Below are 22,273 nucleotides of genomic sequence, written 5' to 3' on the forward strand. Positions count from 1 at the left end.
AAAACACTCCTATCTCATCCATAGGATGGAGTTGATTCCACTCCATACCGTGACATTAGACAAGGTTACTGTATATTTATTAATTCTAACGTCATTTTATGTAAAATGAGTTTTTACATGAGAAGAGCGGATTTCCGATAAGACGATTTCTATATATAATATTTACGGTTTTACATATTCCATTAACCAGCAATCCCTTAATTCTCCTTCATGCAGCTCGTGCTTCTCTAGATACTTTTTCTTGGTAAATCCGCACTTCTCATAGACTCTTATGGCCCTTGTATTCCAAGCCTGCGGATCTAATACAATCTTGCTTGCCCCTCTCTTCTCAACGAGATGCTTGACCACCGCTGTTATAAGCTGGGAGCCTATGCCCTGATTCCAATACTCAGTCTCCCCTATAAACTGATCCATTCCATATAAGCCAGCCGAATGACCTTCATAGCCATATATTTGTGCTTCTTCCTCATCAAGAGGATAGATTTGGATATAACCAATGTCCGTGCCTTTATGCTCAATGATATACGAGCTCATGTTATCTTGATGATCGAAAAAATGCTCTTGCACCAATGCCGAATCATGCGGACGATCACGACCTTCATAGTATGTCAATACCTCAGGATCGCTCAGCCACCTGACAAGTGTGCTCGAATCGCCAAGCTCAAGCGCCCGCAGTTGCAAATCATCATTCAGAACAATAATCATCTGTATTCTCCTTATTTTGGAATGTACTCACTCTAGACTCTCGCTTGATGAAGCGCAGGTAATATGTCACTAGACCATTTTATTTTATATTTATCCATAACATTTTACAAAAACATAAAGGATTTTACTGATTAATCCAGAATATATATCGCTGTACTCTCAATTCAGAAAGGAGAATATCTGGATGATTCGATGGGTAACTGCCAGACTCACAAGATACACCGTAGTAGTAATGCTAATTCTTTTGTTAACGATTGCAGGTTCTTCATGGGGAGGAGGCGCTATAGCTGCAGCATCTGAACCCCAACCTACGGGGACCACACAGCATGATGAGCATACCACCAATCACAACGCACAGAATACTCCGCTCACGAAAGCTGCACCGCATCCTGCACAGACACCTACTTTCTCGAACGTCTCTGTCCATGATCCTTCCATTGTGAAGGATGGCGATACCTATTATGTATTCGGCTCACACATCGCCGCAGCCAAGTCTACGGACCTGACTCACTGGACTTCTTTTGCAAACGGTTACACAACGCCAGGGAACACACTGTATGGTGATTTATCCGAGAACCTTGCTGGGTCCTTCGCCTGGGCCGGGGAGAATGATTCAGACAGCAAAGGCGGGTTCTCCGTGTGGGCACCTGATGTATTCTGGAATGAGGACTATATTAACGAGGACGGCTCGAAGGGAGCCTATATCATCTATTATAGCGCCTCCTCCACCTATATTCGCTCTGCGATCGGGATGGCGGTATCCCAGGATATTGAAGGTCCATATCAATATGCTGATACAATCGTGTATTCAGGCTTCACGAGAGACAGCGCCTTTGACCGGGACAGCCAGGTGGATAAGAAATGGACCCATACCCACATTCAACACTTAGTTGAGAAAGGAACGCTGGCTGGCCCAAGAGCAGAATGGTTCAATGCTGATGGTTCCTACGGTAATCACTTGTTCCCGAACGCTATTGATCCGACGGTCTTTTATGACACAGATGGACGGTTGTGGATGACCTATGGCTCATGGTCGGGAGGGATTTTCCTGTTGGAGCTGAACAAGACCACTGGAGCACCAATCTATCCGGGACAAGATGGTACGACAGCCGACGGGCGAATGATTGATCGCTATTTTGGTATCAAAATCGCTGGCGGCTATGGTGAGTCTGGTGAAGGACCTTATATCGAATACAATGAAGATACTGGTTACTTCTACCTATACGTCACCTATGGCGGGCTGGCTTCGGACGGCGGCTATAACATGCGAACCTTCCGTTCCACCTCGCCAACAGGCCCATACCTGGATGCGAAAGGACAAAATGCCGTGCTTCCGGAGGGAGCAAGAAATATCGATTATGGCAACAAGCTGATCGGCAACTTCCTGTTCGACAGCAAGATCGGAGATCCGGGTGAAGGAATCGGCTATGGCTATGTATCTCCGGGGCACAACTCGGTCTATACCAATCCCGATAATGGTCAAGTGTTTCTGGTCTTCCACACCCGCTTCCCGCAGCAAGGAGAGCTGCACGAGGTACGTGTTCATCAGATGTTCATGAACGAGGATGGCTGGCCCGTCGTCGCTCCTTACCGTTATAGTGGTGAGACCCTGACCCCACTCGCTGACGATGCACTTGTCGGTGATTACCAATTCATCGCACATGGCAGCGATTCCTCTGCCGAGATTAAGCATGTACAGTCTGTACGTCTTAACGCAGACTTTACCGTTACAGGAGATCTACAGGGTACCTGGCAAAAGACAGGAGTGGCACAAGCACGTCTCTCGCTGGATAATGGCGTATATGAGGGTGTCTTTCTAAAACAATGGGATGAGGTTACCGAGCAGGAGCAGATTGTCTTCACTGTTATGTCCGAACAAGGGGAAATGCTCTGGGGCAGTCAGCTGACGGAGCTGCCTCCGACTACTGTTGTAGACAACGTATATCAAGAGCTTACTCTTGGGGATACCAGCAAGGTCAAAGCTAACCTTTCCTTGCCAAGTGAAGGAAGCCGTCAATCGTCTATTACATGGGCCACTTCAGACCCTAGTATAGTCACAGCAAGTGGCGAGATCGCTCGCCCTGAAGCCGGGGAACAGGCCGTGTCGGCCACCCTGACAGCGACAATAACCAAAGGGAATATTCACAGGCAGAAGTCCTTTACCGTTACAGTCATTCCGTATGAAGCAGCGAAGCTGACCGCTCAATATTCATTTGACGGGAATTTGCAGGATCACACTGGTTCATTCGTTGCCGGGGAAGTGATTGGAGACCGCATAGACCGCGCAGGTGGCACCATTACCTACACAGATGGCATTAGCGGTCAGGCTGCCGTCTTTGATGGGGCATCTGGAGTAGCGCTGCCAGATGGACTGTTATCCGGTGACTCTTATTCCGTTGCACTCTGGGTCAATCCCGAGGAGTTGACCATGTATACCACCACCTTCTTCGGCGCCGCAGACGCTAATCACTGGATCAGCCTGCTGCCAAGAGGCCCTGAGCAGAATACGATGATGCTCTGGTCTGGTAGCTCACCTTGGTACACGGGTAGCACCGGGCTGAGCATTCCCACGAATGAATGGACTCACCTTGCCTTCACTGTGGAGGAAGGGGTAGCCAACGTATTTGTAAATGGACAGCTTCAATTCACAGGGAGTGGATTCCCTAATCATTTCACGTCTCAGACTGGAGTCTTCAGTCTGGCTGTGAACTGGTGGGACCCACCGTTTCACGGGAGCATGGACGAGCTGAATATCTTCGATGGAGCGTTGTCTCCTGCGCAGGTAGCAGAGCTGGCACAGCCGTAAGCTCACGTACTCATGAGCTCAAACTAATAAAGCTTATAGATGCGTCAACTACAAGCTAACACGTTTGACTGCATACGATTTCGAGTTTGGATGATCTTCACATATTTGTTGTTAGCGAAAAATTTGATATATACTAATACACTTACAACTTGATCTGGTCAAGTCATGCAGATGTAATCATTCAGTGCAACCTTCAGTGCACAGTTACACTAAGAAGACGGAGCCACATTCATGGCTCCGTCTTCTTTCACATCTATATCCTTACTATTATGCCTATTTCATAGCTGTTCGATCAATCAAAGTCATAGTCACTATAGTCATCATCGTGGTCGTCATCGTCGTCATCCCAGTCCTTATCGACATGCAGCACCTTACCTGTGCCTGCATCAATTACGACATCAGCCGTACCGCCGCTAATCCGTACTTCAATTTCGTAGACCAGCTTGCCACGTTCACGATCCAGCTCCAGTTCCAGAACTCTGCTACCATTGACCTGCTTCAAAGCAATATCAGCAGCCTTCTGCTCATTAATCACCGTATTGGAAGAGGTCTGCTTATTGGTACTGGATGATGACTGTGTTGACTGACCGGATTGTCGACTGATTACCTTATCATGATCGTCATCCACGCGGATCTTCAGCACTTTACCTGTGTAAGCATCTACCAGAACATCTCGTTCCTGCCCCTGGCTATTCTCAATATCCACCTCGTAATAGAGGCTTGTGCCCTTGCGTTCCAGTTCGACGCCCTCTACCGTGCCATTGAAGGCAGCAAGTGCCTTCTGTACGGCTTGCTCAGCACCGATCCGCTGCTTTTCGTTTTGATTGACGGAATTCGACGCCGCCTCTGCCTGCCCTGACCCGATCCATCCGGCACCATAAGCCCCTCCGAGTAGTAGCGTACCAGCTAATGCGCTGATGACAATGGCTTTTTTGCTCATTTTCTTAGTCTTTGATGTTGTTCTTGGTGTTGTTGGTGTCTTCATCATTCTAACTGCCTCCCTCTGGCTGTTCTGTGTTCCTGTAGCTACTATAACCGTAGAACATGAGAACTCTCCGTCAGGAACATTAGAATTTGATGAGAAAATAGCGATATCCATTGCTAGGGTCTTTAATCTCTACCTGTATAGATTGAACTGAAAATGTTAAGAGTTCGGGTCCGTGCAGCTACGGTGAACGTTTGAACCTCCGTTGCTTATTCCCCTTTTCTCAATTTTACAGGTTCAATCTATATAGCTGTAACGAAGTTATTGGTATCGTCACTCTCATGCATCGTCGTCATCGTCATCTTCTTCTTCATCATCATCGTCCCACGCAATGGACATCACCTTGCCGGATATGGCATGAATTTGTACGACAGCCTCCCCCTTGTTTGGGGAATCGATCTCAACCAGATAATACCTGTTGCTCCCGCGGCCACTGTATTCAATCTCTTTGACCTCACCAGGGACCTGTGCCTGAGCCAGTCTGGCCGCTTCACGCTCGCTGACAGCACGCTGTCCATCAGTTGCTGTCCCTTGGCCAGTAGCAGGCTTGCTGCCGGAGGTTCCACCACTACCTTCTCCAGCACCTTTTCCTGAACTATCATCCGTGCTTCCTGAGCCCGAAGCATCGGTTGAGTCCCCCGATCCTGACGGACTGGTCGGAGCTGAGCCTTGGTTACCGTCAGGCCTTCCTGTCTGACCATTGCCCCCACTCGATCCCTCCGCCGGACTCCCATGACCTTCGCTAGCTCCCGCAGGCACAGGAAAGGCCGTTGCCACTGGAGCTGAAGAGACTGGTGTCTCTAGTCGCTGAATCGAATGAATCATGCCATCAACCGGGTTGACCTTCAGCTCATACAGCCCCTGCGTGGAGCGAAGTTGCATCATGTAGCTTCCTTCATGCAGCTGAACACTCTCTACCTCGCCCTCGTATTGTGCCAGGACACTACGTACAGCCTGTTCCTGGTTCAACGCTGCTACCGGAGCCTCCTGACGGAGCCACTGTGTCCCGGCCATCAGGAGTACAAGGAGTACCAGCACCGCTGCCGCTGTCCATCCTATCCTTCGTTTGCTCCGCTTCATATGCTTCGCCTCCTTCTAGCCCTGTGGCTCGATCATCTGCTCTCGTTGCGGAATCCACAAGGTCACCGTTGTGCCCAGTCCCTCCACGCTATCCAGCTCCAGACGTATGCCGAGGGCCTCAGCAATCTGTGCACCCAGAGCGAGTCCCAGTCCCGATCCGCCACTCTTGCGATTACGAGCCTCATCGACCCGATAAAAGCGGTCAAACACACGTGGCAGGTCCTTCTTGGGAATGCCAATTCCCCGATCGACCACGCGGATGTAGGCTTCCTCTCCTCGCTGCCCGACCGTTATTGCAATCGATTCCTCACTGTACTTTCTTGCATTGTCCAGGAATATGAACAATAGCTGACGCAGCTTCTGCTCATCTGTATATCCAATAATCGGCTGCTCCGCTGGCTTGTCGAGAGCCTGGTTCGCAAGTTCAGCCTGCTCTGCCGTAGCATCGGCTCCATCACTCACCACGAATTGCCCCTCATCGCTCATCTCGAATGTGCGTTGTCCAACCGCTACCTCACGATGATAAGCCTTGCTGAAGGCTCTTGCCGCCTCCCTGCTCAGCTCCTCCAGATCGACTACGCTCAGCTCCAGCTTCCATTGCTCCTTCGGACTGGCCAGCATCAACAGCTGCTCGGTCAGCTCCTTCATACGGATCGCCTCGGAATGAATAGCATTAACAGACTCGTCCAGAAGCTCGGGACGCTCTGCACCTCTGCGCTTTAGCAAGCTGGCATAGCTCTCAATAATGGTCAGCGGCGTCTTCAGCTCATGTGAGGCGTTAGATACGAACTGCTGCTGCTTCTCATAATTGCTTTCCAACAGATCAATCATCGCATTGAAGGTATGCCCCATATCTACTAGCTCATCCCCGCCTTTCTCTTGCAGGGCAAGCCTGCGGAAACGTCCGCTGCGCCGGATATCATTCATCGTCCGGGTCATCATCTCAATGGGTCGCATAATCAGCCTGGAGAGCAGACGCCCGGATAGCAGCACGGGGATCAAGGAGATCACGGTTACAACGAGAAGAACCACTCGAAGCATATTCAAGGTGCCCATCGTTGCCTCCATACTCTCTGTGAACTGCACATTCATAATTTCACCATTCGTCCAAATGACAGGCACAGATACACTGATATATCTCTTTCCCTCTAAATCATGCATTTGCATCATAAAAGTAGTCGAATACGCAGGTCTCCAGTCGCTCAGGGCAGCCTCCGACAGAGAGGTGACTGGAGCTGGCTCTACTCCCTGCTCACGTACAATTCGAATCATTCCACTTACGGGTACGAAGCTCCTCAGCAGGTCCTCCGCTGGAATCATCTCTGCAGCGTCTCGAATACTCGTTGCCGCTTGATATCCCTCCGCTTCAGCCCGCTTCATCTCGTGCTGCACGATCTGCTGGCTAAAGGCAGCATATACAGATACATTCATAAGGATCAGAAGAACGGCAAAAAGGACCGAGGAGTACAGATGTATCTTGCTCCCTAGCCTCATGGCTTGTCCTTTAGTACATAACCGACGCCCCGCACCGTATGAATGAAGGCTGTACTGCGGTTATGATCAATTTTTTTGCGTAAATAGCGAATATACACATCCACTACATTCGTCTCCCCGGCATATTCGTAGCCCCATACTGCAGACAGCAGCTGCTCCCGGTTCAGCACCTGACGTTGATGCTTCAGCAGATATACCAGCAGATCGAACTCACGGGGAGTCAGTTCAATGGCCTCATTGGCCCGCAAGACTTCTCTGGTACTCTCGTTCACCTTGAGCTCCCCAGCTGTAAGCCATGTCTCACTAGGCAGATCTCCATCCTCTGCGGTCACGGACGCTACGGTCCGCAGGACGGCCCGAATGCGTGCCAGCAGCTCTTCGATCTCGAAGGGCTTGGTAATATAATCATTGGCCCCCAGATCAAGACCAGCCACCTTGTCCTCCACCATGCTGCGCGCTGTCAGCAAAATAACTGCTGTCCGTCGATCCTGTGAACGAATCCGTCGCAGCAGTTCAATTCCGCTCATTCCGGGCAGCATAACATCCAGCAATATCAGGTCGAAGGCTCCTGCCCGATAGGCCTCCATCCCCGCTGTCCCATGATCTGCTATAGTAACCTTGTAGCCCTCGCATTCCAATTCAATTTCAAGCAATCTTGAAATCTTGGGCTCGTCCTCTACGATCAATATCGACTCTCCGATGTTAGTGCACCTCCTACCCACCAATAGCTTCCAATCGCCCGCCTGTTGGCGCCAGCATTCATCAGTCCAGCCGGGATAGCTTACGCAGACTGGCTACAGCATGCTGGACCAGCTCCGTCAGGTCCTCCATCTGCTCCTCATTTATACGCCGCCGAAAGTGCAGCTCCGCCATATGATCGTACACTGGAGATAATGCTCCATACGAATAAGCTATTCGTTGCGTAAGCTCTGCCTCCGCACTCCAGTCATCTGTCAGCACCTGTCTGGCATACTCACATTGGGCTCGCAGTTCATCCTCAGCTTTGGCTTCCATGCTAAAGGTTAGCAGAACCTGACAGCCTGGCACGTGCCCTTCCATATCCAGAATTTCTGTCGCCAGATCCAGTAGTCCCGTATCTAGCTGCAGCTCCGCTGTGACCCCTGAGGCTTCAGCAAGCTCGAATTGAATAGCACACCTCCGAGACATGACAGACATCTCCATGAGATCCTTTCGGCCCGTGATCCGGATGATGCCATCCAGATTGTCCAGATCGTACAGCTCATTCTCCAGCGCCACCTTTAGATTGTCGAAAATGGTGGGATCAAACCTCATCATGTTTCTTCTCCTTCACATAGCTACCCAATATCGCAATAGAGCCGATCTAATAGTGAAGCCTTACACCAGATCTGCCTTGTACACAAGTCCGATTTGCTTGCGGGCCTCTTCCATGACCTCTGCAACCGCCAGCGAGCATTCCAGGGAGTTGACGAGGCTGTCACGCGCACCCTGCTGAATGAGCTGAATGAATTCGCGAATCTCATAATACATCGGCTCATGCATCTGCGGACGGGTCAGATCCTCGACATTGCCATCACGGTAATGAATCTTCACGTCGTATGGCTGATTGATCTTGTCAATGACCATGGTACCCAGTTCACCCTGAATTTCAGCGGGCACGTAGGAGTTCGTAATCTTGGAATGCAAAACGACCGCATCCATTTCCGGATACAGCATGTTAATGCTTCCCTCTCCATCTACCCCGGAGCCAAGCATAATTCCGACCGCCTTGACGGTATGCGGTTTGCCAAATAGAGCCACCATTGGATACAGGCAATAAATGCCGAGATCCATCAAGGAGCCATTGGAGAATTCGGGATTAAATGCATTCAGGACTGTGCCTTCCTTGTACGCATCATACCGTGATGAATACTGACAGTAGCTTGCAAAGTAGCGGCGTACCTGACCTATTTTAAAGAGATTCTCTTGAATAATCGTGAAATTGGGCATCAGTGTAGACTTCAGCGCTTCCATGAGCAATACATTATTCTCTCTGGCTACTGCGATCATCTCCCTCAGCTCACGGCTATTGGAGGCCATTGGCTTCTCACAGAGGACATGCTTGCCGTGCTTCATACAGAGAATGGCCTGCTCCGCATGAAATGAGTTAGGACTGGCAATATATACGGCATCTATAAGATCAGACTGCAACATCTCCGTCAGTCCAGTGAACACCGTTGGATGGTTATACTTCGCAGCAAACTCGGCGCCTCTCTCCTCAGTACGCGAATAGATGGCTGTCAGACTGAAATGATCCGTCTCCTGCGCAGCTTGAATAAAACGCTCCGTAATCCAGTTAGTTCCAATGATACCAAATCGTACCACAGTATCCCTCATTCCTCTAAAGTGGTTAATCTGTCTGTCTGTTATTCTCTCACCACAGACTCACTCTGTCCACAAGGAATATTATGATTTTGAAGTATTATTTATTTGAACCAGCCCTTCTCCTTGAAGAGCGTGATGGCTTCAATGCGGTTGCCTACATTTAATTTATCCAAAATAATGGAAATATAATTACGGACGGTCCCTGTTGTGATGAATAGCTCACCCGCAATTTCCTTCGTATTTTTGCCATCAGCAATTAGCAGCAGTACTTCCTTCTCACGCTCTGTCAGCGGGTTCTCCTCATGAAAGACGTCATCCACAAGCTCCGGTGCGTATATCCTTCTGCCGCTCATGATGCTGCGGATGGAGGTTGCCAGCTCTTCACTGGGACTATCCTTCAGCAAGTAGCCATGAGCTCCAGCCTTCAGCGCTCGTTCGAAATAACCGGGCCGGGCAAAGGTCGTCAGAATCAAAATTTTGCAGCCGAAGCCTCTCAGCTCCTCTGCGGCGTCAAGCCCGCTCTTGAGCGGCATCTCGATATCCATGATGCAGACATCAGGCTGATGCAGCTGCACCAGCTTGACGGCTTCCTCTCCGTTGCCAGCCATGCCTACTACCTGCATATCTTCCTCCAGGTCCAGCAGGGAGGCAAGGGCTCCCAGCAGCATTCGCTGATCCTCTGCAATAACGATAGATATCATGCCTCTGCCTCCTTAGGGGTCTGCTTCAGTACATTCGGAACGCGTATTTCGACGACAGTTCCCTGCTCTGCGCTGATGCTTAGATCTCCATTCACAAATTCAAGCCGTTCCTTCATTCCCCGTAGTCCATTGCCCTTAATGAGCATATGATCCCCAGCACTAGCAACTCCGCAGCCGTTGTCCTCCACGCGAAGCAGCAGTTCTGTACGCTGAGGCGCAATAGTCACCTTGCATTCCGTGGCCCCGCTATGCTTGACTACATTGGTGATGGCTTCCCGCAGGCACATGCTCAGCACATTCTCATTCAGTAAGGAGGTATCATTCAGATGAGTGCTGCCCTCCAGGATAAAATCAATCTCCGCAGCCTTCAGAATCTGCTTAATGCGAAATACCTCATCCTCCAGACTGGTCCCACGCATGCGAGTAACTAGCTCTCGAACCTCCTTGAGCACGCTACGCGCTGTCTGCCGGACATCATCAATCTCTTCCTTGGCCCGCACCGGATTGCTCGTAATCAGCTTGCTGGCCAGATCACTCTTCAAGCCGATCAAGGACAGCTTTTGGCCTATTGTATCGTGCAAATCTCTGGCAATCCGCTGCCGCTCCTCCAGCATCACCAGCTCGGAGATTCGCTTGTTCGCGTGCTCCAGCTTGCCCTGAAGCTGGTCGCTCTTATTCCGCGTGTATGTCGTGACGGGGAGCAGCACGGCTCCAATCGTACTAAGCAGCACGAAGGGCAGTTGGGTAATGAATATAGGATTCTGAGTGACGAAGCCGTAGTTGATGGCTGCAATCGCTGATACAAGATGAATCGTGTACAGCGTAATGAAGCCGGCTTTGTTCTTGATATTCCCGATAAAGAACGCTGCAAACAGTGAGAAATATACATAGCCGAACAGCAATGTCATCCAGATCGAGATCAAGATTTGAACGCTGATCCAGAAGTATACTTGCCACCCTTTGGTTAGAAAGGACAATACATAGCTAATGAAAAAAGCCACGATCATAATGCAGCCAAGCACAATCTGATAAGTCGATGCGGGGAACACAAAATAAAAAGGGAGGATATACAAAACCACCCATATATACGGACTGAGGCCAGTGCTTTTGTGTAGAATATGATACCATTTTTGCACGGCTGTTCTTCCTTCCTTGGAGAGGCCCGCTGCCTCCTGCTTTGCTATAACTTTGCTTTACCTAATACCTTGACTAGTCAAATATGAGTGTAGAGCCGCTGCAAGCGGGGAGCCCTGTCGACCACTGTTAAGCTTGCTGTTCTTTCGAACGAAGTTGATAAAATGATGAACAGCAAGCTTAAAGGCGGACACTCCGTTTCTCTAGGGCTTCCCCGCTTTTCGCTAACCACGCTCTCTGTAGATCATTCAGACCAGAAATTGTATTCGGCAAAGGTCCTAGTTACCCTATCTGGTCACATTGTTCCCCCGCAAGGGAGAACCAGAACCAGGTCCCGCCGCCTGTTCAGTAGCTGCTGATGACTTACGAAGCAAATGCCTGACCTCACCAAAACTGACAAAGGTCTTGCGCTGCTCATCCCATAGCCGAAACCGAAGCGACTTCAGGCTTGTGCCGATGGTAATTGTTGTTGCCTTTTGCAGCGGTGGAGTTGCATTATGAGCTTCCTCCAGATGATAGTTAGGCACCTTCGGGCTCAAATGGTGAACATGATGGAATCCTATATTTCCTGTGATCCATTGTAGCACGGCAGGTAGCTTGTAATAAGAGCTTCCTTCTACCGCAGCATTCACATAGCTCCATTCCTCATCATGCTCAAAATAGGATTCTTCAAACTGGTGCTGAACGTAGAACAACCAGATCCCGAGCATACCTGACACGAAAAACACCGGAGCCTGCACAAGAACAAAGGCCTCCCAGCCGATAGCCCAGCATAACAGAGCATAGAGAACAACGATGGATATATTGGTGACATGCGTATTGATTTTTTCCTTGCGCTTTGCTCCTTTACGGTTGAAGCGATAAGAGATCAGGAATATATATATTGGCCCTAGAACGAACATGACAAGCGGGTTACGATAAAAACGATAGGCCAAACGCTGCCAGAAGCCTGCAGCCACATACTCCTCGATGGTAAGCACCCACATATCGCCCGTACCACGCTTATCGAGATTGCTGCTCGTGGCGTGATGAATAGCATGGGTATTTTTCCACTGCTGATAAGGACAGAGTGTGATGACACCCGTAATGGTGCCCACGATATCATTGGCCCGTTTGCTCTTGAAGAAGGATTGGTGACCACAGTCATGAAATATGATGAAGGTGCGGATGATGAAGCCTGCCGCAACGATCGAGATCGGGAGTGTAAGCCAGTACGAGATGGACAGGCTTAGATAGGCCGCATACCACAGCAGCAGCAAGGGCCCCAGCGTATTGATCAATTGCCAGATGCTGGACCTCGTATTCGTCTGCTCAAAAGCAGCTACATTTTTTTTCAGATGGGACAAACGGGCTTGATCCTTCATACATTTCCTCCTCGGATATCGCCTAATTCCAGCACGGAGGCCCATTAGACGCATTGAACTACTATTATCCTAAAGGAAAGCGTCCACCCGCAGTAGTCACAAACGTCAAGTCGAAGACATGACAAATGTCATGCCCTCAGCTCACATTCGTTGTCACCTATTGAGTTGTCACCTATTGAATCGAATCCCTTCACCATGTATAGATTAATTCAGCTGCCGTAAGGTGCCCCCAGCTCAATAATGTTGTGGTCCGGGTCCAGAATATAGATCTGGGCGAAGCCTGCAACACTATCTGGACGGGCTTCATAGTGGATTCCCTTGGCATCCAGCCATGCGATGGCTTCGCTGTAGCTCTTGATCCAGATGGAGAAGTGGCCATCCGTCGTATCGATCTCGCCCGAGCGCAGCGTCTCGCCAGGAGGATGCTCCAGCAGATGAAGCTGCTGGTCGGTACCCACCGCGTACCACACTCCTCTAGACTTGAACGGGGGACGCTCCAGCTCCCGCAATCCCAGCACCTCTGCATAGAAGACCTTAGCTCTTGCTAGATCTCTCACTGCCAGACTTACATGATGAAGTCGTTTGAAGCTTATCATCCAACTCGGCCTCCTGCCATTAAATTAATAGATTCTCTTCATGATTACCCTAATACATGCTATAGCAAAAAACAGCTAATATAGCAAAGAATATAGCAAAAAACTGCCTCGCAGTCTCCTGTCGAGGCAGTCTAGCTAGTTCATATTTGCTGCTTCATAGATCAAACATCGTTACATCGATTCTGACATTTTTTGTTTCAGCCCTTTTGGTGATTGAATCGAGCTACTAATTCTCTGGATAATCTCATCCATGGAGTCCGGGTCATGTACATCATACTCATCAATGTTCAAGCGCAGCACCGGACAAATCCGGGATTGCTCGAATTCCTCGATCCACACTGAATATCGGCCATACATCTCCTCCCAATAGGAACGATCTGTCTGGATCTCCATTTCACGTCCACGCAGCTGGATTCGCTCCAGAATGGAGGGCAGACTACCATCCAGATAGACAAGTACGTCCGGGTGTGGAAAATAGGGCGTCATCACCATAGCCTGGAACAGGCTGGTGTAAGTCTCATAATCCATTTTCGACATTGTGCCTTTATCAGCGTGCATTTTTGCGAATATTCCCGTGTCCTCATATATGGATCGATCCTGCACGTAGCCGCCGCCAGCCTCGACAATCGCTTTTTGTTCTTTGAATCGCTCCGCCAGAAAATACACCTGCAGATGGAAGCTCCATCTGGAGAAGTCCTGATAAAAGAGTTCAAGATACGGATTCTGCTCCACCTTCTCCATCGAGGTCTTGAAGCCCAGACGCCCTGCAACAGCGGAGGTCAGCGTGGATTTGCCGACTCCTACCGTACCTGCAACCGTAATCAGCGCCTGCTGTGGAATGGAATGATCTTTCATGGTATAAGCTCCTTTGCTAGAAAAAACGCAGGTCTGTAGCTCGGCTACAGACTAGAGTATTGTACCACAGCAAGCTCCTGTGGGAAGAGTCCCACGGCTCAGTTTTTGGACTGTGCAGATCGGCGAACATCCAGATAGCCACGGCCTTGAATATATTCCGGCAGCTTACGGTCCTCACAGCCCTCCAGCAGCCTTCTCTTAATCTCGTCAGGCGTGGCTCCTCTGAATCGTTCCAGCAGCAAGGCAATTGCTCCAGCGCAGATCGGAGTAGCCATCGACGTGCCTGACATGGTCGTATAATCGCTGCCAATCCGGCTGGATTTGTAGAGCTTGTCCAGATAAGAACCGGGGGAACGGAGCGATACGATATCCGTGCCAGGCGCGAGCAGGTCTGGCTTCATAAGCTGATCCATCGTCGGCCCTCGGCTGGAGAAATCCGACGGCACATCATCCCCACGGTCCACTGTATTGTTATCATTCATGGCACCGACTGTAATGACTCGACTGCTAATGCCGGGACTGGAAATGGTTCGCTCCTCGGGCCCTTCATTACCAGCTGCGACGCACACGACCATGCCGCATTCCCATGCCTTTTCCACAATCTTGACTACCGGATCATCCGCTGCCCGGCTGACTGCACGACTCCCCAAAGACATCGACAGAATATCAATGGAGTACTTCTCCTTATGATCGATGCACCACTGCACACCGGCAATGACGTTAGATAGCCGACCTGAGCCCCGCTTGTCCAGCACCTTGACGCCAACGAGCTTGGCTTCAGGGGCAGGGCCCGCATACACTCCACCCGAGGCGCGCCCATTCCCGGCTGCATCACCGGCGCAGTGGGTCCCGTGCCCGTTATCATCATAAGGAGCTGCTTTATGATTCACCATATCTTGAAACGCTACAATTCGGTTCTCTGGCTCCGTCAAATCCTCATGCGGATAGATTCCCGTGTCGAGGATTGCAATCGTGACCTCCTTGCCTGTCAGCCCCTCTTCATGAAGCCAATCGGCATGCACGGACGGGGTGGCCACATTCAGTAGCGCCTTGAACTCACGATCAGCATGCACCTTCTTGATCTGGTAGCCGCTGCTCAGCAGCTCTTCAATGCCCTGGAGCGTGATGTCAGCGGCGCAGCTGGATATCGCCGGGAACTTGTGCTTCACACGGCAGCCATAATACTGCCTTGCCGTCTGGTGAGTGAAGCTTACCATGTCCGCATACGAATCTACTTGATCCTCGAATTCGATAATGACCGAATAGGTCTGTGTTTTCTTCAGGAAACGCTCTAATGCAGTGTGCAGTACACAAGGCGTCCACCGAAATAAAGTGCGGTACAGTTCCAGAATCTGATTGCGCAAATCCTTGTCCAACTGCTTCGCATGCTGCCGGACAAGCTGCAGCATCGAGTAGACTTCCATAGGAACCCCTCCTCTATTGAGATCAAGGTATTCTATGAGTGTCGACAGGAAGGGGTCACGTTGATAGACCAGAATTTGTCGAATATTTCCTTGCGAAAAATTTGACATGGCACTACCGATAGACAAAGGATCGTAATAAAATAAGTTCATTATAAAATCAGATTCGATCAGGTTCTATTTTCTTGGTCTTATGGAGGGATATAAGTATGCAACAAGAAATGGTGATGGAGATTGTCGAATGGGGTACACCCGCTTACGAAGAGACCCTCCAATTGAGAGACGAGGTGCTGCGCAAGCCGCTTGGCATGAGTATCGCCAAAGATTCTCTGGAGGGCGAGGAACGGGACATTCACATCCGGGCACGTCTGGGATTAGCCACTGTCGGTGTATTGGTGCTTAGTCCTCAAGAGGAGGACACTTTGAAGATGCGGCAGGTCGCCGTAGACGAATCACTGCGGGGTCAGCAGATAGGACGCCGTATGGTCGTTTTTGCCGAAGAGATTGCGAGGGAGAAGGGCTATGCCAGATTCGTGCTGAATGCCCGTCAGGTCGCTATCCCCTTCTACGAGAAGCTCGGCTATAGCATCATTAGCGAGGAGTTCACTGAGGTAGGCATCCCTCATCGCAAAATGGCCAAGCTGCTCCAATCAGAGTAAGCTTGGCCTTCGAATGCAGGGTAACCGCAGAGCGCTTTTTACAGGCACACGTATGTCATATGAAGATGAGGAGCCTGATTAGCTCCAATATGGAGGCAACAATCTCACTACTCCCCTTGAACCCCTTTATGGAAAAGCCGATATCCCCTCCAGAAACGCTGTGTTCCCTCGTATTGCTCCCATCCGGTGGCTCCAGCCCATACTGTCTCTCCAGACGTAATCTCTCCTCAGGAGTGATCTGGTGAGCTTGTGTATTATCTACAGCCATAGAGGACTCTGCATAATCACTTATGGTTACCATGAATACTGCTACCATAACCAATATCGTGATAGATAAGCGAGTAGAAAAGGTACGAAATACGTTGGACACATTAGACCCTCCTTGTTCAAAAAGTACATGAGTCCGCGGAAGACAGCAGCAGAGTACCTTAGAGTACCTTAGAGTACCTTAGAGTACCTTAGAGTACCTTAGAGCACTTTAGAGCACTTTAGAGCACTTTAGAGCACTTTAGAGCACTTTAGAGCACTTTAGAGCACTTTAGAGCGCTTTAGAGCGCTTTAGAGCACTTTAGAGCACTAGCAGACATGCGCCTGCGGCATGCACAGCGTACACTGGCTGCTCAAGCAAAATGCCCTGTATCCGGCTCAGGCTGGATACAGGGCATCATGCACCGCAGATGAATCAAACTGGCTTACGCCATAATTTTGCAAATATCATTGGTGAACTGTACAGGGTCCTCGACCGGCAGTCCCTCAATGAGCAGTGCCTGATTATAGAGCACGCCTGTGTACAAGTCCAGCTTGGCTTTGTCACTCGCAAAAGCTTCCTTCAGGGTCTGGAAGACCTCGTGATTGACGTTGATCTCCAGCACCTTGTCGGCTTGTACATCCTGTCCATTCGGCATAGCCTTCAGAATCTTCTCCATCTCGATCGTCAGTTCACCATCAGCGGACAGACAGACCGGATGGCTCTTCAGACGCTTGGACGCCTTGACCTGCTTGACCTTGCCATTCAACAAGGAGGTCATGTGCTCGAACAGATCCTTGTGCTCCTGCTCTTCAGCCTCTTCTGCAGCCTTGTCTGCTTCCGATTCCAGACCGAGATCACCACTAGATACGGACTTGAACTCCTTTTCCTTATAGTTCATGATCACCTTGATCGCGAATTCGTCGATATCATCGGTGAAATACAAAATCTCATAGCCCTTGTCAGCTACCATCTCGGTCTGAGGCAGCTTCTCAATGCGCTCAATCGACTCACCGGAGGCATAGTAGATATACTTCTGATCCTCAGGCATTCTCGATACATATTCATCAAGGCTGACCAGCTTCTTCTCCTTAGAGGAGTAGAACAGCAAGAGGTCCTGCAATACGTCCTTGTCTGCTCCATAGTTATTGTAGACGCCGAATTTCAGCTGGCGACCGAAGGAATTGTAGAATTTCTCATACGATTCTCTTTCGTCCTTCAACATACTCTGTAGCTGCCCCTTAACCTTGTTGCGGATGTTCTTCGCAATCAGGCTAAGCTGGCGGTCATGCTGAAGCATCTCTCGGGAAATATTGAGTGAGAGATCCTCGGAATCGACCATTCCCTTCACGAAGCCAAAGTAATCAGGCAACAGATCCGAACACTTGTCCATGATGAGCACACCATTGGAGTACAGCTCCAGCCCCTTCTCATACTCCTTGGTGTAATAATCGAACGGGGTATTCTCCGGTATGAACAGAATCGCATTATAGACTACAGCACCATCTGCACTGATATGTACATGCTTGAGCGGCTTATCGAAGCCGTAGCGCTTTTCATTATAGAAGTTGTTGTAGTCTTCATCGGTCAGCTCACTCTTGTTCTTACGCCAGATCGGCACCATGCTGTTGATGGTCTGCTCTTCCTGTACTTCCTCAAACTCGTTATCAGTGCCTTCCTTCAGACGGGAGCTCGTCATCTCCATCTTGATCGGATAGCGGATGAAGTCCGAATACTTCTTGATAATGCTCCGCAGACGATACTGCTCCAGGAACTCATCGTAGCTCTCTTCCTCGGTGTTATCCTTGATCTTCAGGATAATATCGGTTCCCGCAGTCTCCTTCTCGGCAGGCACGATGGTATAACCGTCTGCCCCCTTGGATTCCCACTTGAAGGCTTCATCCGAACCAACCGCCTTACTGATCACAGTAACCACATCCGCCACCATGAAGGCAGCGTAGAAGCCTACCCCGAACTGGCCGATAATATTATGACCGTCCTGCTGATCGTTCTCCTTCTTGAAGGCCAGGGAGCCACTCTTGGCAATAACGCCCAGATTATTCTCCAGCTCCTCCTTCGTCATCCCGATCCCGGTATCGGACAGCGTGAGCGTACGTGCGTTCTTATCGACGGACACTCTAATGAAATATTCCTCTTTATTAAAGACCAACTGCTCGTCTGTCAGAGCCTTGTAGTAGATCTTGTCGATTGCATCACTTGCATTAGATATGAGCTCGCGCAGGAAAATTTCCTTCTGGGTGTAGATGGAGTTAATCATCATTTCCAGTAGTCGCTTGGACTCCGCCTTGAATTGCTTCTTCGCCATGAAATAAATCTCCCCTCTATCATGATCATGATTAGGTTGATATATTAGCACTCCATCTGAAGGAGTGCTAAATCCTCCTTTTATATAACACATACTAATTTTGGATGTCAACTCTACACCTGACTCCAAGCATACAAATGAACACTCTGTAATCGACAAGGCCCGTCCCGAACACTTATAATGATGAACAAAGCCTCGAGCTTGAAACTTGAATGAATAGGAGTGAATTCAGGCTTATCATGATGTACATACTGGCTTTTTTGCTATCCTTCACGGTTGTTGTCATCCTTATTCCTCCACTCGGGCGGCTGGCGCATCGGCTTGATTTTGTCGACAAACCCCGCCGGGACGTAGAACGCAAGCTTCATAGGCAGCCGATCCCTCTGACGGCAAGCTACGCGATTTTCATCGGCTTCTTCATTACATACATTGCATTCACCAGGCAGCTATCCTGGGAGACCGCTGCGCTGGTTGCAGGCGGTATTCTACTGCTGACGATTGGTACCATTGATGATTGGTACAAGACGAAAGGCAAGGATTTCCCTGCGCTTCCCAAAATGATCATTCAGGTGTCAGCAGCGGTGTTAGTGTTTGCCTCAGGCATCTCTTTTACAGGCTTCGTGAATCCATTCAATGCGGAATATGTCCTGCTGCCCTTCTGGCTACAGTTCATTCTGACCATTCTGTGGATATTCGGAGTGACGACGGTGATTAACTTTTCCGACGGCATGGACGGGCTAGCAGGTGGTCTGTCTGCCATCTCAGCTATCACCCTGTTCATCGTCGCGTTAGCCAAGGGACAGAGTGATTCGGCGCTAATGTCGATGGTCCTCGTCGGTGTGACACTAGGCTATCTCAAATACAACCGTCCACCTGCCAAGGTATTCATGGGGGATGCTGGAGCCACCTTCCTCGGGTTCATTCTTGCCGTTATCGCATTGGACGGAGCCTTCAAGCAGGCTACCGTGTTATCCCTGTTCATCCCGATTCTGGCCTTGGGCGTGCCGATCTTCGATAATCTGTTCGTAGTGATCAAGCGATTCCTGCAGGGAAAAGCCATCTATGAGGCAGATGCGAGTCAAGCCCATTATCGTCTCCTCCGGGCAGGCTTGAATCACAAACAGGTCGTGGGCGTGCTCTATCTCATCAGTACCTGTCTATGCTTGTCCTCCATTATTCTGCTACTTCTGGAGTACACGCCAAGCTGAGGAGCAGGAGAATACAACAAAGAGCGAGTATTAGTGGCCTTTTGTCACTGATACTCGCTCTTTGTGCTTGGTACTTATTTTTTAATAATAACCTTATTCATCCCCACTCAAGACTCGACCAGCAAGAACAACTACTAACTAGATCGACGCCTTGCGTTTGAATAACAGGTACAGGAAGAACGGTGCGCCTACTCCGGCTGTGAACACTCCCGCAGGAATATCAAGCGGTTCAAAGAGCATTCTGCCCGCCAGGTCAGCCAGCAGCAGTGTTGTTGCTCCGATGAGGGCCGCCGCAGGGATCAGTACAGCATAGGAATGCCCCACGATTCGTCTAGCCATATGCGGGGCGAGCAATCCGATGAACGAAATCGTGCCTGCGAAGCCTACTGCGGCTCCTGCCAGAGCAACGCTGAAGCAGATCAGCAATAACCGATTCAACTGCAGTCTGCTCCCCAGGCCACTCGCAATCTCTTCCCCCAGCGCCAATATATTCAGCTCTTTGGCATATAGAAGAGACACCGGGATGAATATGGCTACCCACGGCCACATGGCCTGAATATGAGTCCAGTTCGTCCCGTAAATGCTGCCTGTCATCCAATTCAACACTTGGGCAGCCAGATAAGCGGGCCCGCTTATGAGCAGGAACATAGTAAGTGCGCTCATCGCCGTCGAGATCCCGACTCCAATAAGTACCAGCCGGAAGGTTGAGACCCCATGCTTCCAGGCCAAGATATAATTGAAAGCAGCGGCAACGAAGGCCCCGATGATAGCTATCATCGGTACCCAATGGATGCTCAGCCCCGAGAATAACGTCATGAACCCCACGACAGCTACGGAGGCTCCGCCCGTCACCCCAAGCAGATCCGGTGAAGCCAGCGAATTGCGGATCACCCCTTGCAGCAAAGCCCCCGATACGGCTAGCGCGGCCCCAATTAATATTGCCGCTACAACTCGTGGCAATCGGAATTGCATAATGATCAGATCACTACCCTCCGGATTACGGCGGAGGAGAGAGAGCAGCACTTCTTTTACAGGGATCGATACACTTCCTAAGGATAGACAAATGATGGACAATGCGACCACAACCAGACCAAGTCCGGTCAACATGGTGATGTGAACACCCTTGCTGCGTCTACGCATATTTCCTCCTTCTTGCCACATGAATCAGAAAAGGTACCCCGATCAGCGCGGTAGCAACACCGACAGGAACCTCCTTGGACACGAGGATGAAGCGCGAGGCCAGATCAGCAGATACCAGCAGTAGCGCCCCTGATACAGCCGCATAAGGAAGGAGCCAGCGATGGTCGTTACCTACTGCATAGCGGCAGAGATGCGGAATGACTAATCCGATGAATGCAATCGGCCCAGCAGCTGCTACAGCACTTCCAGCCAGCAGTACCACCGCTGCGGTGCATCCCAGCCGTATGAGCGTTAGCCGCTGTCCAAGTCCTTTTGCCTGCTCGTCACCTAAGGCTAGTACATTCAGCGAGCCTGCCAACAGGAAGGACAAGATGAGTCCCGCTATGATATACGGCAACACTAGCAGCAGATGCTCTGTATTCCGACCTGAAACAGAGCCAACCATCCAGAAGAGAGCTGATTCCAGTGACTGCTTGTTAATTAAGATCAGTCCAGAGGTGACCGAGGAAGCGAATGCGGCTACCGAAGCCCCTGCCAGCGTTAGCCGTATGGGCTCGAAGCCACCCCTACCCTGCATGCTCAGTACATATACGAATAATGAAGTCACTGCGGCACCTATAAAGGCAAGCCCAATCATACTCGTCATCGTCAAGGAGGACCCCGTCACCGCCAGTCCAATAACAATGAACAGGACAGCTCCCGAGTTCACACCGAACACGGACGGTGAGGCTAGCGGATTCTTGGTGAGCACCTGCATGATTGTCCCGGCTATCGCCAGACTGGCTCCTACGACTACAGCAATCAAGGTGCGCGGCACACGTGTATTGAGCAGAATCAGATGCTCATTGGAGCCATCAAAATGGCGATAGGCCTGCCACAGCTCCCGCAGACTGAATTGCTGTAGGCCAAATAGTACACTCGCCAGCATGATTCCAAGCAAAGCCACGATTCCCACACCCAATCCGGCCAGCCTTCCGGTGCGGCTATTCAGCCAACCCGACATGTCATATCCCCCTATCTATCGCATGTCATGCTTATAAGAAAAACGTCTATCGACGTATTTTCACAGAAGACAGACCGCTTTTAGCTGAAGTTTTTCTTGCGATCATCAATTTGTTTAGCTCCGCTGAAAACTTGTAAATTCTATGATCTTAATAAAAGAAGCCGACGCCACTGGTAATGACGTCAGCGCGTCGGCTTCTTCCAACC

The 22,273-nt window shown here is 50.1% G+C and carries 20 protein-coding genes; 3 read left to right on the top strand and 17 right to left on the bottom strand.

Annotated features, from left to right (window positions below; translation table 11 throughout):
* Window positions 1–162: 162 nt before the first annotated feature.
* A complete protein-coding gene (locus tag D328_RS0111910; protein WP_018885241.1) occupies window positions 163–705 on the bottom strand; it encodes a GNAT family N-acetyltransferase in 543 nt (180 codons plus the stop codon).
* A 184-nt stretch (window positions 706–889) separates the two neighbouring features.
* Here D328_RS0111910 and D328_RS0111915 point away from each other — a divergent pair, with 184 nt between their 5' ends.
* Window positions 890–3,511 carry a LamG-like jellyroll fold domain-containing protein gene (locus tag D328_RS0111915; protein ID WP_018885242.1) on the top strand — a complete coding sequence of 874 codons (2,622 nt, stop codon included), beginning with the start codon at window positions 890–892 and terminating at the stop codon, window positions 3,509–3,511.
* A gap of 292 nt (window positions 3,512–3,803) precedes the next feature.
* Here D328_RS0111915 and D328_RS28975 read toward each other — a convergent pair whose 3' ends face one another.
* The 12 genes from D328_RS28975 to D328_RS0111975 all read right to left on the bottom strand — a co-directional run bounded on the left by D328_RS28975 (window position 3,804) and on the right by D328_RS0111975 (window position 15,487).
* On the bottom strand, window positions 3,804–4,499 hold the full coding sequence (locus D328_RS28975) for a PepSY domain-containing protein (protein WP_018885243.1): 696 nt from the start codon (window positions 4,497–4,499) through the stop codon (window positions 3,804–3,806).
* Between the two features lie 276 nt (window positions 4,500–4,775).
* The gene (locus tag D328_RS30270) at window positions 4,776–5,576 is read right to left on the bottom strand and encodes a PepSY domain-containing protein (RefSeq protein WP_018885244.1); all 801 of its coding nucleotides are present in this window, start codon (window positions 5,574–5,576) and stop codon (window positions 4,776–4,778) included.
* 15 nt (window positions 5,577–5,591) lie between these two features.
* On the bottom strand, window positions 5,592–7,070 hold the full coding sequence (locus D328_RS0111930) for a HAMP domain-containing sensor histidine kinase (RefSeq protein WP_018885245.1): 1,479 nt from the start codon (window positions 7,068–7,070) through the stop codon (window positions 5,592–5,594).
* Complete coding sequence (locus D328_RS0111935) at window positions 7,067–7,771, bottom strand: response regulator transcription factor (protein ID WP_026281145.1); 705 nt, start codon at window positions 7,769–7,771, stop codon at window positions 7,067–7,069. The genes D328_RS0111930 and D328_RS0111935 overlap by 4 nt, the downstream gene beginning before the upstream one ends.
* Window positions 7,772–7,832: 61 nt before the next feature.
* Window positions 7,833–8,366 (bottom strand): hypothetical protein, encoded by a 534-nt coding sequence (locus tag D328_RS0111940; protein ID WP_018885247.1) that lies wholly within the window; start codon window positions 8,364–8,366, stop codon window positions 7,833–7,835.
* A gap of 60 nt (window positions 8,367–8,426) precedes the next feature.
* The gene (locus D328_RS0111945; RefSeq protein WP_018885248.1) at window positions 8,427–9,413 is read right to left on the bottom strand and encodes a Gfo/Idh/MocA family protein; all 987 of its coding nucleotides are present in this window, start codon (window positions 9,411–9,413) and stop codon (window positions 8,427–8,429) included.
* Window positions 9,414–9,514: 101 nt separating this feature from the next.
* Complete coding sequence (locus D328_RS0111950; protein ID WP_018885249.1) at window positions 9,515–10,114, bottom strand: response regulator transcription factor; 600 nt, start codon at window positions 10,112–10,114, stop codon at window positions 9,515–9,517.
* A complete protein-coding gene (locus D328_RS0111955; protein ID WP_018885250.1) occupies window positions 10,111–11,250 on the bottom strand; it encodes a sensor histidine kinase in 1,140 nt (379 codons plus the stop codon). Before D328_RS0111955 ends, D328_RS0111950 begins: the two co-directional genes overlap by 4 nt.
* Before the next feature lie 285 nt (window positions 11,251–11,535).
* A complete protein-coding gene (locus D328_RS0111960) occupies window positions 11,536–12,612 on the bottom strand; it encodes a fatty acid desaturase (protein ID WP_018885251.1) in 1,077 nt (358 codons plus the stop codon).
* Window positions 12,613–12,821: 209 nt separating this feature from the next.
* Window positions 12,822–13,208: a VOC family protein gene (locus tag D328_RS0111965; protein WP_018885252.1), complete on the bottom strand. Its 387-nt coding sequence runs from the start codon at window positions 13,206–13,208 to the stop codon at window positions 12,822–12,824.
* A gap of 171 nt (window positions 13,209–13,379) precedes the next feature.
* Complete coding sequence (locus tag D328_RS0111970; RefSeq protein ID WP_018885253.1) at window positions 13,380–14,063, bottom strand: deoxynucleoside kinase; 684 nt, start codon at window positions 14,061–14,063, stop codon at window positions 13,380–13,382.
* A gap of 98 nt (window positions 14,064–14,161) precedes the next feature.
* Window positions 14,162–15,487: a S8 family peptidase gene (locus D328_RS0111975; protein ID WP_018885254.1), complete on the bottom strand. Its 1,326-nt coding sequence runs from the start codon at window positions 15,485–15,487 to the stop codon at window positions 14,162–14,164.
* 206 nt (window positions 15,488–15,693) lie between these two features.
* Here D328_RS0111975 and D328_RS0111980 point away from each other — a divergent pair, with 206 nt between their 5' ends.
* On the top strand, window positions 15,694–16,143 hold the full coding sequence (locus D328_RS0111980) for a GNAT family N-acetyltransferase (RefSeq protein WP_018885255.1): 450 nt from the start codon (window positions 15,694–15,696) through the stop codon (window positions 16,141–16,143).
* Window positions 16,144–16,198: 55 nt separating this feature from the next.
* On the opposite strand, the gene D328_RS0111985 is transcribed toward D328_RS0111980, so the two are convergent.
* Window positions 16,199–16,513, bottom strand: coding sequence for a hypothetical protein (locus D328_RS0111985; RefSeq protein WP_018885256.1), 315 nt, complete (start codon window positions 16,511–16,513; stop codon window positions 16,199–16,201).
* Between the two features lie 322 nt (window positions 16,514–16,835).
* Window positions 16,836–18,716, bottom strand: a complete 1,881-nt coding sequence (gene htpG, locus D328_RS0111990; RefSeq protein ID WP_018885257.1) for a molecular chaperone HtpG — start codon at window positions 18,714–18,716, stop codon at window positions 16,836–16,838.
* 239 nt (window positions 18,717–18,955) lie between these two features.
* On the opposite strand from htpG, the gene D328_RS0111995 reads away from it, so the two are divergent.
* Entirely contained in the window at window positions 18,956–19,924 is a 969-nt protein-coding gene (locus tag D328_RS0111995) for an MraY family glycosyltransferase (protein ID WP_018885258.1), read from the top strand.
* Window positions 19,925–20,062: 138 nt separating this feature from the next.
* On the opposite strand, the gene D328_RS0112000 is transcribed toward D328_RS0111995, so the two are convergent.
* Complete coding sequence (locus D328_RS0112000) at window positions 20,063–21,064, bottom strand: FecCD family ABC transporter permease (RefSeq protein ID WP_018885259.1); 1,002 nt, start codon at window positions 21,062–21,064, stop codon at window positions 20,063–20,065.
* Window positions 21,057–22,067 carry a FecCD family ABC transporter permease gene (locus tag D328_RS0112005; RefSeq protein WP_018885260.1) on the bottom strand — a complete coding sequence of 337 codons (1,011 nt, stop codon included), beginning with the start codon at window positions 22,065–22,067 and terminating at the stop codon, window positions 21,057–21,059. The genes D328_RS0112000 and D328_RS0112005 overlap by 8 nt, the downstream gene beginning before the upstream one ends.
* Between the last annotated feature and the right edge of the window lie 206 nt (window positions 22,068–22,273).

The organism is Paenibacillus massiliensis 2301065 = DSM 16942, assembly GCF_000377505.1.
GTDB lineage: Bacteria > Bacillota > Bacilli > Paenibacillales > Paenibacillaceae > Paenibacillus > Paenibacillus massiliensis.

Excerpts from the sequence above, each read along its gene's own strand:
- D328_RS0111915 (WP_018885242.1), top strand. The coding sequence starts at position 890 with ATGATTCGATGGGTAACTGCCAGACTCACAAGATACACCGTAGTAGTA.
- D328_RS0111940 (WP_018885247.1), bottom strand. The coding sequence starts at position 8,366 with ATGATGAGGTTTGATCCCACCATTTTCGACAATCTAAAGGTGGCGCTG.
- htpG (WP_018885257.1), bottom strand. The coding sequence starts at position 18,716 with ATGGCGAAGAAGCAATTCAAGGCGGAGTCCAAGCGACTACTGGAAATG.
- D328_RS0111950 (WP_018885249.1), bottom strand. The coding sequence starts at position 10,114 with ATGATATCTATCGTTATTGCAGAGGATCAGCGAATGCTGCTGGGAGCC.
- D328_RS0111975 (WP_018885254.1), bottom strand. The coding sequence starts at position 15,487 with ATGGAAGTCTACTCGATGCTGCAGCTTGTCCGGCAGCATGCGAAGCAG.
- D328_RS0111910 (WP_018885241.1), bottom strand. The coding sequence starts at position 705 with ATGATTATTGTTCTGAATGATGATTTGCAACTGCGGGCGCTTGAGCTT.
- D328_RS30270 (WP_018885244.1), bottom strand. The coding sequence starts at position 5,576 with ATGAAGCGGAGCAAACGAAGGATAGGATGGACAGCGGCAGCGGTGCTG.
- D328_RS0111965 (WP_018885252.1), bottom strand. The coding sequence starts at position 13,208 with ATGATAAGCTTCAAACGACTTCATCATGTAAGTCTGGCAGTGAGAGAT.
- D328_RS0112005 (WP_018885260.1), bottom strand. The coding sequence starts at position 22,067 with ATGTCGGGTTGGCTGAATAGCCGCACCGGAAGGCTGGCCGGATTGGGT.
- D328_RS0111970 (WP_018885253.1), bottom strand. The coding sequence starts at position 14,063 with ATGAAAGATCATTCCATTCCACAGCAGGCGCTGATTACGGTTGCAGGT.
- D328_RS0111960 (WP_018885251.1), bottom strand. The coding sequence starts at position 12,612 with ATGAAGGATCAAGCCCGTTTGTCCCATCTGAAAAAAAATGTAGCTGCT.
- D328_RS0111980 (WP_018885255.1), top strand. The coding sequence starts at position 15,694 with ATGCAACAAGAAATGGTGATGGAGATTGTCGAATGGGGTACACCCGCT.
- D328_RS0111930 (WP_018885245.1), bottom strand. The coding sequence starts at position 7,070 with ATGAGGCTAGGGAGCAAGATACATCTGTACTCCTCGGTCCTTTTTGCC.
- D328_RS28975 (WP_018885243.1), bottom strand. The coding sequence starts at position 4,499 with ATGATGAAGACACCAACAACACCAAGAACAACATCAAAGACTAAGAAA.
- D328_RS0111995 (WP_018885258.1), top strand. The coding sequence starts at position 18,956 with ATGATGTACATACTGGCTTTTTTGCTATCCTTCACGGTTGTTGTCATC.
- D328_RS0112000 (WP_018885259.1), bottom strand. The coding sequence starts at position 21,064 with ATGCGTAGACGCAGCAAGGGTGTTCACATCACCATGTTGACCGGACTT.